The sequence below is a fragment of the Microbacterium sp. NPDC056234 genome (genome assembly GCF_042267585.1).
In the GTDB taxonomy this organism is placed as follows: Bacteria; Actinomycetota; Actinomycetes; order Actinomycetales; family Microbacteriaceae; genus Microbacterium.
The window spans coordinates 752006-763962 of sequence record NZ_JBHJTE010000001.1 but is presented as its reverse complement, the minus strand read 5'-3'; the positions used below and the strand labels follow the sequence as shown (position 1 = coordinate 763962).

Annotated in this window: 14 protein-coding genes; 9 read left to right on the top strand and 5 right to left on the bottom strand. The window is 68.7% G+C overall.

The features are described from left to right. Positions 1-19 precede the first annotated feature (19 nt). Genes ACFCYE_RS03795 through ACFCYE_RS03785 form a run of 3 tightly spaced genes read left to right on the top strand, consistent with a single transcriptional unit; the run spans position 20 to position 3178 of the window. Positions 20-1327: an ABC transporter substrate-binding protein gene (locus tag ACFCYE_RS03795; protein WP_376176412.1), complete on the top strand. Its 1308-nt coding sequence runs from the start codon at positions 20-22 to the stop codon at positions 1325-1327. A gap of 4 nt (positions 1328-1331) precedes the next feature. Then, a complete protein-coding gene (locus ACFCYE_RS03790) occupies positions 1332-2282 on the top strand; it encodes a carbohydrate ABC transporter permease (protein ID WP_376176410.1) in 951 nt (316 codons plus the stop codon). Further along, positions 2279-3178, top strand: coding sequence for a carbohydrate ABC transporter permease (locus tag ACFCYE_RS03785; protein WP_376176408.1), 900 nt, complete (start codon positions 2279-2281; stop codon positions 3176-3178). Before ACFCYE_RS03790 ends, ACFCYE_RS03785 begins: the two co-directional genes overlap by 4 nt. A gap of 99 nt (positions 3179-3277) precedes the next feature. Here the strand turns inward: ACFCYE_RS03785 and ACFCYE_RS03780 are convergent, their stop codons facing one another. Continuing rightward, positions 3278-4726 carry a PLP-dependent aminotransferase family protein gene (locus tag ACFCYE_RS03780; protein WP_376176406.1) on the bottom strand — a complete coding sequence of 483 codons (1449 nt, stop codon included), beginning with the start codon at positions 4724-4726 and terminating at the stop codon, positions 3278-3280. 19 nt (positions 4727-4745) lie between these two features. Here ACFCYE_RS03780 and ACFCYE_RS03775 point away from each other — a divergent pair, with 19 nt between their 5' ends. Further along, complete coding sequence (locus ACFCYE_RS03775) at positions 4746-5093, top strand: hypothetical protein (protein ID WP_376176404.1); 348 nt, start codon at positions 4746-4748, stop codon at positions 5091-5093. 88 nt (positions 5094-5181) lie between these two features. Here ACFCYE_RS03775 and ACFCYE_RS03770 read toward each other — a convergent pair whose 3' ends face one another. After that, a complete protein-coding gene (locus tag ACFCYE_RS03770; protein ID WP_376176402.1) occupies positions 5182-5751 on the bottom strand; it encodes a TetR/AcrR family transcriptional regulator in 570 nt (189 codons plus the stop codon). 64 nt (positions 5752-5815) lie between these two features. On the opposite strand from ACFCYE_RS03770, the gene ACFCYE_RS03765 reads away from it, so the two are divergent. Next, on the top strand, positions 5816-6454 hold the full coding sequence (locus ACFCYE_RS03765; protein WP_376176401.1) for an NAD(P)H-dependent oxidoreductase: 639 nt from the start codon (positions 5816-5818) through the stop codon (positions 6452-6454). Here ACFCYE_RS03765 and rlmN read toward each other — a convergent pair. Then, positions 6406-7680 carry a 23S rRNA (adenine(2503)-C(2))-methyltransferase RlmN gene (gene rlmN / locus ACFCYE_RS03760; RefSeq protein ID WP_376176399.1) on the bottom strand — a complete coding sequence of 425 codons (1275 nt, stop codon included), beginning with the start codon at positions 7678-7680 and terminating at the stop codon, positions 6406-6408. The two genes, ACFCYE_RS03765 and rlmN, sit on opposite strands and share 49 nt — an antisense overlap. Before the next feature lie 95 nt (positions 7681-7775). Between rlmN and ACFCYE_RS03755 the strand changes: the two genes are divergently transcribed. From ACFCYE_RS03755 to ACFCYE_RS03745, 3 genes are read left to right on the top strand one after another with little or no spacing between them, the layout of a single operon-like run. Further along, positions 7776-8414, top strand: a complete 639-nt coding sequence (locus tag ACFCYE_RS03755) for a bifunctional 4-hydroxy-2-oxoglutarate aldolase/2-dehydro-3-deoxy-phosphogluconate aldolase (protein WP_376176398.1) — start codon at positions 7776-7778, stop codon at positions 8412-8414. A 21-nt stretch (positions 8415-8435) separates the two neighbouring features. Then, entirely contained in the window at positions 8436-9128 is a 693-nt protein-coding gene (locus tag ACFCYE_RS03750) for an ankyrin repeat domain-containing protein (protein ID WP_376176396.1), read from the top strand. Next, positions 9125-9856 carry a sulfite exporter TauE/SafE family protein gene (locus ACFCYE_RS03745; RefSeq protein ID WP_376176394.1) on the top strand — a complete coding sequence of 244 codons (732 nt, stop codon included), beginning with the start codon at positions 9125-9127 and terminating at the stop codon, positions 9854-9856. Before ACFCYE_RS03750 ends, ACFCYE_RS03745 begins: the two co-directional genes overlap by 4 nt. A gap of 13 nt (positions 9857-9869) precedes the next feature. On the opposite strand, the gene ACFCYE_RS03740 is transcribed toward ACFCYE_RS03745, so the two are convergent. Together ACFCYE_RS03740 and ACFCYE_RS03735 are read right to left on the bottom strand one after the other, a co-directional pair. Next, positions 9870-10700, bottom strand: coding sequence for an SDR family oxidoreductase (locus ACFCYE_RS03740; RefSeq protein ID WP_376176393.1), 831 nt, complete (start codon positions 10698-10700; stop codon positions 9870-9872). 26 nt (positions 10701-10726) lie between these two features. Continuing rightward, positions 10727-11488 (bottom strand): SDR family NAD(P)-dependent oxidoreductase, encoded by a 762-nt coding sequence (locus ACFCYE_RS03735; RefSeq protein ID WP_376176392.1) that lies wholly within the window; start codon positions 11486-11488, stop codon positions 10727-10729. Positions 11489-11586: 98 nt separating this feature from the next. Between ACFCYE_RS03735 and ACFCYE_RS03730 the strand changes: the two genes are divergently transcribed. Next, positions 11587-11946, top strand: coding sequence for a DUF488 domain-containing protein (locus ACFCYE_RS03730; RefSeq protein ID WP_376176390.1), 360 nt, complete (start codon positions 11587-11589; stop codon positions 11944-11946). Positions 11947-11957 lie beyond the last annotated feature (11 nt).

The following is an 11957-nucleotide window of genomic DNA, read 5'->3' as shown; positions in this document are numbered from 1 at the left end:
CACGAGAAAGAGGTAGGTCATGAAGCGCACCCGTCTGACGACAGCCGTAGGCCTGGGCACCGTCGCCCTGCTGGGGCTCACCGCGTGCTCCTCCGGCGGCGGTTCCGAGAGCTCTGACGGCTCGGTCACGCTCCAGATGGTCGAGAGCCTGACGAATCCGGCGCGCACCGAGGTCATCCGCGGTCTGCTGGATGACTTCGAGGCGGCCAATCCCGACATCACCGTCGAACTGGTCTCGCCGCCGACCGAGCAGGCCGATCAGACGATCCAGCAGATGTTGCAGTCCGGCAAGGGTGTCGACGTGCTGGAGGTCCGCGATATCACGGTCGGTCCGTTCTCGAACAACGGCTGGCTGTACGACATGACCGACGACCTCGCGGACTGGGACGGCTGGGACGCGCTGACCGAGAACGCGCGCACGGTGGCGGAGGGAGACGGCGAGAGCCTGTTCATCCCCTACGGCTTCTACGGTCTGTCGCTGTTCTATCGCACGGATCTCGTCGAGGAGGCCGGCTTCGACGAGCCGCCGCACAGCTGGAAGGACCTGCTGGAGCAGGCGTCGGCCATCCAGGATCCTTCGAAGAACGTCTACGGGTACGCGTTCCGCGGCGGCCAGAACGGCAACACCAATGTCGTCGCCGCGATCGAGGCGTACGTGATCGACGAACTCGACGTCTCGAACGCCTTCCTCCTCAAGGACGGCGCCACGATCTTCTCCGCACCCGAGGCGCAGGAGGCCGTCGACGATTACTTCGCCCTGTTCGAGCAGGCCTCACCACCGTCCGCCGTGTCGTGGGGCTACCCGGAGATGGTGGCCGGATTCACCAACGGGTCGACGGCGTTCCTCCTGCAGGACCCCGAGGTGATCGCGACGGTTCAGGACTCCAATCTGACCGAGGACCAGTGGGACACCGCGCCGCTGCTCGTCGGCCCGAGCGGCAAGGCCGCGCAGCCCCTCGCGGTCGCCGGCTGGGGTGTCGCTGAGGCGAGCGAGCACAAGGATGCCGCTGTGAAGCTGGTCGAGTTCCTCTCGTCCGCGGAGCCCGCGACCGAGTTCGCGCAGGCCAACAGCCTCGTGCCGATCATCGCCGCGGCATCCGACGACGAGTTCTACGCATCGGGCCCGTGGACCAGCTACGTCACCATGACCGAGGACCCGGACACCTACGTCAACGTGCAGCAGCCGCGCGGCGTCAGCTGGTGGACCGAATGGATCCAGAAGTCCGACCAGGATGTCCAGAACGTTCTGCTGGGGAACATGAGCACCTCTGAACTGCTCGAGTCCTGGGACGCCTACTGGGTCGACAAGTACGCCTCCGAGGGATGATCGCATGACGTCGATGATGCGAACGGGACGTTCCGCCGGCACTGCCGGCGGGGCGTCCCCCGCCCGTCAGGGTCGACGGGCGTTCGGGCGCCGTCAGGCCTGGACGATCCTGGCCTTCCTGTCGCCGGCGATCCTGTTCGTCTGCTGGTTCACCTACTACCCGATGCTGCAGGGCGCCGGGATGGCTTTCCACGACTGGAACCTCTGGGATCTGACGTCGACGCCGTTCGTCGGCTTCGACAACTTCGCAACCGTGCTGGGCGATCCGGTGTTCCCGCAGATCGCCTGGAATTCTGTGCTGTGGGTGGTCTGCTCGCTCGTGCCGCAGTTCGTCATCGGCTTCCTCATCGCGCTCGCACTGCGCAAACGGTTCCGCTTCCGCGGCGTCTACCAGGCGCTGGTCTTCTTCCCGTGGGCGGTGTCCGGGTTCCTCATCGGGCTCCTCTTCCGCTGGATGTTCAACGCGGAGTTCGGCGTCGTCAACGATCTGCTGATGAAAGCGGGTCTCATCGACGCCCCGTTGCCGTGGCTGGCCGATCCGAAGCTCGCCATGGTCGCCGTGATCATCGCGAACGTCTGGTACGGCGTGACCTTCTTCGCGATCATGATCCTCGCGGCCCTCCAGTCCGTACCCGACGAGATGCTGGAGGCGGCGAGCCTGGACGGAGCCGGCAAGGTCCGTCAGCTGTTCTCGATCATCATCCCGTACATCTCGATGACGCTGTTCCTGACGGTGCTGCTGCGGATCATCTGGATCTTCAACTTCCCGGACATCATCTGGGCCATGACCCAGGGTGGACCGGCGAACCAGACCCACATCATCACCACCTGGATGATCAACTACACGCAGAAGGGCAACTACGGCCTGGCCAGCGCGATCGGCCTCATCGTCGTGGCCTTCCTGCTGGTGTTCTGCGCCTTCTATCTGATGGCCATGCGGAAGGTGAGCAAATGACCGTTCTCGTCGCCCCGGACGCCACGGCGGCGGTCGTCACCGGCCGGACCGAGATCCGCACGGTCACGCGCCGCCCCACGATCGGCGGGGTGGTCAGGTTCGTCGGGCTGAGCCTGTGGCTGATCATCACGCTGTTCCCGCTGTACTGGATCGCGCTGACCTCGTTCAAGTCCCCGCAGACGGTCAACGTCTACCCGATCGAGTACTGGCCGAGCCAGCCGTCGGTGCAGAACTACCTCAACCTGTTCGAGTTCAACGATTTCGGCGTCTTCGTGATGAATTCGGCCATCGTCTCGCTCAGCGCCGGGCTGGTCGCCACGTTGATCGCCCTGCTGAGCGCGTTCGTCCTTTCGCGGTTCGAGTTCCGCAGCAAGGGTGCCGTCCTCGTCGCGTTCCTGCTGACCCAGATGATCCCGGCGTTCATCGCCCTCGGCCCGCTGTACTCGATGATGTCGAACCTCGGGCTCGTGGACTCGAAGTTCGGCCTCATCCTCGTCTACGTCGCGATCTGCATCCCGTTCTCGACCGTGATGCTCCGTGGTTTCTTCGAGAACGTCCCTGTCGCGCTCGAAGAAGCGGCGATGATCGACGGCTGCTCGCGGCTGGGTGCACTGTTCCGGGTTCTCGTGCCGGTGCTCACACCCGGCATCATCGCGGCGTTCATCTTCAATTTCGTGAACTGCTGGAACGAACTGTTCCTGTCCGTGATCCTCATCCACTCGACCGAGAACCGTACGATCCCCGCGACGCTGAACGGGTTCATCTCGACGTTCAACGTCGACTGGGGCTCGCTCTCGGCGGCGGCGGTTGTCACGATCCTGCCGACGATGGTGCTGTTCGCCCTCGCCAGCCGGTGGATCGTGCAGGGGCTCACCGCCGGAGCGGTCAAAGAGTAACTCGACCGCGAAACAGGCGTCAGCCCGCGATGTGGACGAGTCGCGGGCTGACGGACTGCGGGCGATGTCGGCACTTACCAGCGTCCGTCCCCCGATGACTCACAGCCCGGCCGAGTACTCCCGCCACGCCTCGCCGAGGCGGCGGACGCCTTCCGCCAGCACCTCGTCCGACGCGGTGAACGGAATCCGGATGTGGTCGTCCGGCGAGGTGGATGCCGCGAACTCGGCACTGCCAGCCACCGAGACGCCGTGGATGGCGGCGACCCGCGCGAATGCGTCCGCCGATCCGGCCGGCATCCGAGCCCACAGCGACAGCCCGCCACGAGGCGCCCGGAACGTCCACTCGGGGAGGTGCTCGGCCATCAGCCTCAGAAGCAGAGCGAGGCGTTCCCGGTGGGCGTGGGAGACCTCGCGCTGCAGAGCTGCGGTATGGGCGAGAAGGTCGCTCGCCAGCAGCTGGGCAGGGACGCTCGTGGATTGATCTGCGAGCTGCCGCGCACCGCGCAGCCGCCTGACCAGCACCGGGTCCGCGCGCAGCCACCCGATCCGCAGGCCTGCCCAGGCCCATTTCGACACGGACTCGACGACGATCACCGGAGCGTCCGGCCGCTGCGCCGCGAGCGTCGGAGGGGCGACGCCGTCGAACGATATCCCGGCGAGCACTCGATCCTCGACGACAGGGACCCCGTACTGCGCAGCGAGGTCGGCGACGTGTCGTCGCGCTTCATCCGGCAACCGCGTCCCCGTCGGATTCTGATGATGCGGGTTCAGAGCGACGAGGGCTGGGCGCAAGCGTGCCATCGCGATCTCCAGTGCCGCCGGGTCGAGACCATCGTCGCCCATCGGGATTCCCTGCACGGTGCCGCCGCGCAGGCCGACCGAGTCGGTCACACCTGGCCAGGTCACCTCCTCCGCGAGCACGACGTCCCCCGGCCCCACCAGCGCGTTGACGACCAGGCTGATCGCCTGCTGCGCGCCGTGCGTGACGAGGATCTGCTCCGGCGTGGTCGGTGTGCCCCCGGCCGTGAGCATCTCGGCGATCTGGGCACGCAGCATCGGGAGACCGGCGGGATCCGTCTCGGGAAGCAATGCGAGATCGAGTCTCGGCTTGTGGTTGCGGATGATCTCGACCGCCGTCGGCGGAATCGATGGCACAGAGCGCAGGAGATCGATCGCGTTCGGCAGTGAGGAGAAGAGCACCTCTCCCCGGCCGGCCCGCCCCGGCCGCGAGACCGGCGACCCTGCGATGCGCGTCCCGCTGCCCTGGCGTCGCTCGACCACCCCTCGTTCGGCGAGGTCCGCATACGCGGCGACCACGGTGCCTCGCGACACGGATGTCGCCGCGGCGAGCGTGCGCTCGGCGGGCAGCCGGTCGCCCGGGCGCAGCTCGCCCGTGGCCACGAGCGCGCGGATGGCGAGCGCCAACCTGGTCGACAATGTCCCGTCGCCCTGCGCCCACCGCCCGAGCCGCGCCGCGAGCGCGGCGGAGTCGACGATGGCCGTCCTGTGGTCCACCAGCCGCTGATTGGCACTGTCTTCGGCGCTCATACTGATGAATTCTGGTCCAATGAGCGACCGAACGCCGACCGATTCGCCATTCACTGAACCATTTGCAGAGGATTGGACCATCGAAGCGATCCTGGAATGGTTCGCAGTCGAGGACACTCGACTCAGCGACGCCAGCCTGCGGGCGCCGTTGCGCACCATCGAGGAGTCGTTGACCGGGAGCCGATGGACCGTCGACCCTGACGCGTCGCCCGCCAGCTCCGTGGCTGCACGCCAGCCCGCCGTCGTCAGCCTCGTCCGGTCGATCGCACTGCATGTGTCCCGACATCCCGCGCTGCGCGCGCACACCGTGGCGGACGTCCTGCATTCCCGTGTTCCGGCCCCGGAGGGCGTCGTTCCGGCGGGGTGATGACGGCAGGCCGTGCGACCCGAACGCTCGGCGGCCAGCCCTGTCGAGAGATTCTGCGACCCGTGCGACCGCAGCCGCTTCAACCCGGTCAGGCCGGAAGCATCCGCCTGAGCGCGGCCTCCCCGGCAGCGAGCGCCGCGTCGAGTTCGAAGTGTCCGGCCGCGCACAGCGTCCCGAGACCGTGGATGAGGCCCCACAGCGCGAGCACGTCGGTCGCCTCCGCGAACCCGACGGCGACCGCAGCGGTCCGAAGCTCCTCCTCGAGTTCGACGATGAGCGGCGCCATCGTCGCGCTGGGCTCGCCGGGGATGCACACGGTCGGGTCGTAGATGACGTCGAAGCCGTGCGGATTCTGAACGGCGTACCGGATGTAGGCGCCCCCGCCGGCGACCAGCGCCGACACCGGCTCATCGGCGGCGGCGATCGCCGACCGCACGACCGCGACGAGGTCGGCCATGCTGCGCTCGGCGAGGACCTTCAGCAGCCCCTGCCGGTCCGCGAAGTGGTGATACGGCGCGTTGTGGCTGACGTTCGCCGACCGCGCGACCTCTCGAAGGCTGATCTCCTGCGCCGGCTTCTCCTCGAGCAATCGCATCGCGGCCGCCTCCAACGCGTGCGCGAGGTCGCCGTGATGGTAGGCCGCTCGAGAAGTTGACACGAGCAACATTGTCTCTTATGTTGACACTGTCCAGCAAATAGACACTGTCAACATTGGAGATCGCATGCCCACCGCACTGATCATCGACGGCCACCCTGACGCCCGCTCGCTCACCGCCGAACTCGTCCGCCGATACGCCGCGGGCCACGGCGATGCACGCGTCCTGGCACTGCGCGACCTCGACTTCGATCCGCACCTGCGCTTCGGCTACCGGGAGAGGATGCCACTCGAGCCGGACCTCGTCGATGCGAAACGCGCACTGCGCGATGCCGAGACCGTCGTCGTCGCGACGCCGCTGTGGTGGGGCTCGGTGCCCGCGGTGCTCAAGGGGTTCTTCGATCGCGCGCTGCTTCCGCAGCAGGAGTACCGCTACACCAAGCTCGGTCTACCGGAGGGCCTGCTCACCGCGCGCCGCGGCCGGCTCCTGCTGCTCGCCGACACCCCGTGGTTCGCCGCGCCCTTCACAGGGCTGCCCGCGCAGACCCAGGTCGCCCGCAACACGCTCCGGCTCTGCGGCATCCGATCCGTCAGCACCCATCGGATGCTCGGCGTGAAGGATGCCGGCCCCGATCGCATCGCGGCGTGGCTCGACCGCGCAGAGCGCCTCGGATCGCGCGACGGGAACCCGGACGCGCGCGATCGGCGCGACGTCGGTCAGACGGCGGCAGCCGCCGCCTCGTCCTCGGTCGTCGCGACGAGCTGACCGCACGCCCCGTCGATCTCCTTGCCACGCGTGTCGCGGAGGGTCGTCGGGATGCCGGCGTCATTGAGTCGGCGCACGAACTCGTTCTGCACCCACACCTCCGACGCGGTCCAGATGGATCCGGGCGTCGGGTTCAGCGGAATCGGGTTCACATGCACCCAGCCGCGCCCGCGGGCATTGAGCTTGTCCGCGAGCAGGTCGGCGCGCCAGCCGTGATCGTTCATGTCCTTGATGAGCGCGTACTCGATGGACACGCGACGCCCGGTCTTGTCGAAGTACTCGCGCGCGGCATCCAGCGCCTCGTCGACCTTCCAGCGGGAGTTCACCGGGATCAGCTCGTCGCGCAGCTCGTCGTCGGGTGCGTGCAGCGAGAGCGCGAACGTCACCGGGATGTCCTCGGCGGCGAGCTTGCGGATCGCGGGCACGAGGCCGACCGTCGACACCGTGATGCCGCGGGCGCTCATGCCCAGCCCGTCCGGCTGCGTGCCGACCATGGTCCGCACCGCGTGCATGACGCGGTTGTAGTTGGCCATCGGCTCACCCATGCCCATGAAGACGATGTTGCTGACGCGCTCCATGGAGTGATCGTCGCGCTTCTTGCCGCCCAGCTCGCCGTTCGCGATCGCGCGGTTGGCCCGGACGACCTGCTCGATGATCTCGGCGGCCGACATGTTGCGCGTGAGCCCCGCCTGCCCCGTGGCGCAGAACGGGCAGTTCATGCCGCAACCGGCCTGGCTGGACACGCACAGCGTGATCCGGCCCGGGTATCGCATCAGCACCGACTCCACGAGAGCCCCGTCATGCAGCCGCCACAGGAACTTGATCGTGTCGCCCTTGTCGGTCTCGAGGCGACGCACCTCCGTCATCAGAGGCGGCAGAAGCCCGGTGACGAGTTCCTCGCGGATGCCGGCCGGGAGATCCGTCATCTCGGCGGGATCAGACGTGTAGTGCTTGAAGTAGTGGGTCGAGAGCTGCTTGGCGCGGAATCCGGGCAGTCCGAGCTCCTTGACCTTCTCGACGCGTTCGGCCGGCGTGAGGTCGGCGAGGTGCACCGGCGGCTTGCCGCGCTTGGGGCTCGCGAACTGCAGCAGCGGCCGCCCCTCGGCATCCTTCTTCTGGGTCCAGCCCTCGGTCGTGGGCCGCACCTGCGGTGTGCCGGATGCCGCGGGCGCCGTCGTGGGACGCACAGCGCCGGTCTTGCGCGGCGCACGGGAGGTGTCGGTCATGCCTTCCAGGGTACGGCGTAGCGGCTGGGAGACGGCGGGATGAGGTGAGGGCCGGTGCGAGAATGGACGAACGCACGCCCGACGAAGGAGCCTCCATGTCAGACCGTCTCGACCGCGCCCGCGCCACCGGCGTCCTCGCCGTACTGCGTGCCCCGTCGCCGGAACTCGCGCTCGAGGCATCCGAGGCGATCATCCGAGGCGGCGTGACGGGCATCGAGGTCACCTACTCGACCCCCGATGCCCCGGCCGTCATCCGAGAGCTGATCGCACGCCACGGGAAGACGGCCTACGTCGGCGCCGGCACGGTCACCACCGTCGAGCAGACGAATGCGGCCGCCGACGCGGGTGCCGAGTTCCTGGTCAGCCCCGGCACGCTCCCCGACCTCACCCGCGCCATGCTCGACACAGGCCGCGTGGTCATGACCGGCGCCATGACCCCCACCGAGGTCATGGGCGCGCTCGAGATCGGGGTCGACGTCGTGAAGATCTTCCCCGCCTCCCTCGGCGGTCCTTCCTACCTGGGCGCACTGCGCGGCCCGTTCCCCGACGCCCCGCTCATGCCCACCGGCGGCGTGAGCCCCGACAACCTGGCCGATTGGTTCGCGGCGGGGGCAGTGGCCGTCGGAGCCGGGGGCGACCTCGCCAACGGATCGTCGATCAAGGCCCAGGACTGGTCCGATCTCGAGCAGCGCGCGCAGCGCTTCACGGCAGCGCTCTCCGCTGTCCGAGCCTGATCGCGCCCGGAGACGAACCGCATGAAGCGAGCGGCGCTCGCGACCGCATTGCTCATCCTGGCGATGAGCACGGTCGGGTGCGCGGCTGCGGACATCCCGACGGCTGAGGAGACCACCATGACCGAAACAGCTGACGCCGCGCTCCTGACGGCCGCCGCGTCCGGCGACGCCGATGCGGTGCGCGCCGCACTCGCCGACGGTGCCGACCTCGAAGTGCGCGGCGATGGCGGAGCGACCGCACTCGTCGCGGCGACCAAGCTGAACCACGTCGACGCGGCCCGCGTACTCATCGAGGCGGGCGCCGACGTGAATGCGAAGGACGACATCCAGGACTCCGCCTACCTGTACGCGGGGGCCCGAGGTCACGACGAGATCCTCCTGATGACGCTCAAGAACGGCGCCGACCTCGCCAGCACGAACCGCTTCGGCGGCACGGCGCTGATTCCGGCGTCCGAACGCGGGCTGCTGTCGACCATCCGGATCCTCCTGGATGCGGGCGTCGACGTGAACCACGTCAACGACCTCGATTGGACGGCCCTCCACGAGGCGATCGTGCTGGGGGACGGGTCTTCGACCTACGTCGAGGTGGTGCGCACGCTCATCGACGGCGGTGCGGACGTGACGATCCCCGACGGCGAGGGCGTCTCACCCCGCAGGCTCGCCGCCGATCGAGGGTACGACGCGATCGTCGCCGAGATCGACCGCGCCGGATGATCGAGCTCACTCCCCTCGCCTGGGGTCTGCTCGGCCTGGCAGCGCTGATCGCCGGATTGGGCAAGACCGCGATCCCCGGCAGCGCGACCGTCTCGGTGGTGCTGTTCGCGGCGGTGCTGCCCGCCAGGACGTCGACGGCCGCGATGCTGCTGCTGTTCATCGTCGGCGACGTGTTCGCCCTGATCGCCTACCGCCGACACGCGCACTGGCCGACGCTCGTCCGGCTCGCCCCCGCCGTGGTGGCGGGCCTCGTCCTGGGCTTCCTGTTCCTCGCGTACGGGGACGATCGCATCGTCCGCCGCGCGATCGGGGTGATCCTGCTGCTGATGATCGCCGTGACGCTGTGGCGCCGGCGCCGGGCTGCCGCCTCGGTGGGCGGCCGGATGCTCGGGGCGACCTACGGCACCCTCGCCGGGTTCACCACGATGGTCGCCAACGCCGGCGGCCCGGTGATGTCGATGTACTTCCTCGCGACCCGGACGCCCGTGCAGGTGTTCCTGGGCACCTCGGCGTGGTTCTTCGCGATCGTGAACCTGGTGAAGGTGCCCTTCCTCGCGGGCATCGGCCTGTTCACGCCCCAGGTGCTCGTGATGGACCTGCTCCTCACCCCGCTGGTCGTCATCGGTGCGCTCGTCGGGCTGAAGCTTGCCAAGCGGATGCCGCAGCAGCTGTTCGACCGGCTCGTGATCATCCTGACGATCGTGGGCGCGGTGTACCTGCTGTTCTGACGGCCGAGATCGATCAGTCGAGGAAGATGTCGGGGAACAGCGCGCTGTCGGGGGTGCCGGGAATCGCCGCGTAGCCGGAGAAGTCCGTCACGCCGTCCGCCTCGAGCACGTCCTCGACGATCAGGCTCTGGCCGGTGTACTCGCGCGCCGGCTTGATGAGCACCGAGTACGCGGCATCCGCGTAGATGTCCGCCGTTCGGCTGGCGGCCATGACCTTGTCCCCACCCAGAAGGTTCTGCACGGCGGCGGTGGCGATCGTGGTCCGCGGCCACAGCGTGTTCGCGGCGATGCCGTCCCGCGCGAACTCGGCCGCGAGGCCGAGCGTGACCATCGTCATCCCGAACTTCGCGAGCGAGTAGCCGGTGTGCGCACCGAGCCACTTCGGCGTCGGGTTCAGCGGCGGCGACAGCGACAGGATGTGGGGGTTCGCGGCATCCTTCAGCTGCGGGATCGCCGCGCGGGACAGCATGAACGTCCCCCGCACGTTGACGTCCTGCATGAGGTCGTACTTCTTGGCGCCGAGGTCGAGCGAACGCGACAGGTCGATCACGCTGGCGTTGTTGAGGACGATGTCGATGCCCCCGAACTCGCCGACCGTCTTGAGCACGGCCTCGGTGATGTCGTCGTCCTCTCGCACGTCCCCGACGATCGGCAGGGCGTTGCCGCCCGCCGCGCGGATCTGCTCGGCGGCGGTGTGGATCGTGCCCTCGAGCTTGGGGTGCGGAGTGTCGGTCTTGGCGAGCATCGCGATGTTCGCGCCGTCCGCCGCCGCGCGCAGCGCGATCGCGAGGCCGATGCCGCGGCTGCCGCCCGACATCAGGATGGTCTTTCCTGCCAGCGTCATGTTTCTCCCGTGTCTTCCGTGGGTGGCTACTTCGGTGCCATTCGGATGGCGCCGTCGAGGCGGATGGTCTCGCCGTTCAGGTAGTCGTTCTCGACGATGTGCTGCACGAGCGCGGCGTACTCGGCGGGCCTGCCGAGCCGAGCCGGGTACGGCACCTGCTCACCGAGGGACGCCTGCGCGGCCTCGGGCAGGCCCGCCAGCATCGGCGTCTCCATGATCCCGGGGGCGATCGTGCAGACTCGGATGCCGTGGCGGGCGAGCTCGCGCGCCACCGGCAGGGTCATGGCGTGCACGCCACCCTTGGATGCCGAGTACGCCGGCTGTCCGATCTGTCCGTCGAACGCCGCGACGCTCGCGGTGTTGACGATGACGCCGCGGTCGCCGGACGACGTCGGGTCGGTGCGAGCGATGACGGCCGCAGCCTGCGACAGCACGTTGTAGGTGCCGATGAGGTTGATCCGGACGATCCGCTCGAAGTCCTCCAGCGAACCCGGCGCGCCCTCGCGGTCGAGCACCTTGGCCGGTGGGGCGATGCCGGCGCAGTTCACGACGACGCGCAGCGGAGCCTCGGTGTTCGCGACGGCGACGGCCGCTGCGGCATCCTGGGGGCTGGTCACATCGCCGGGCGCGAACGCACCGCCCAGCTCGGCGGCGAGCGCGGCACCGGCCGAGCCCGGCAGGTCGAGCAGGGTGACGTGGGCGCCGGCGGCGGCGAGCGCGCGCGCCGTGGCGAGGCCGAGTCCCGAAGCGCCACCCGTGATGAGGGCGCCCGATCCCTGGATCTGCATGCTGTTCTCCTTCGAACGATCGTGCAACTCAGTTCCAGCTTACGCGGTTCCGAGTCCCACGCTGGCGGGAGGCGTCCCGGCGGGTGTTGGTTGGAGCCATGGAACTGCGTCGCAAGCGAGCCTACGACACCGCCAACCCGTCGGACGGATTCCGCGTACTGGTCGATCGGCTGTGGCCGCGGGGCCTCTCCAAGGACCGAGCGGCGATCGATCTCTGGGCCAAGGACGCTGCGCCCAGCCCGGAGCTGCGAAAGGCCTGGCACGCCGCGGATGCGGACGAGTGGGATGCCTACGCCGACCAGTATCGGGCCGAACTCGCGCACGACACGGCGCCGGCCCTCGCCGATCTCGCGGACCGGCTGCGCCCGCACCCGACCGTGACGCTGGTGTATGCGGCTCACGACCCGCTCCGCAATCACGCGATCGTGCTCGAGGAGGCGTTGCGCGATCTGTTGTGAGACGCCCCTCG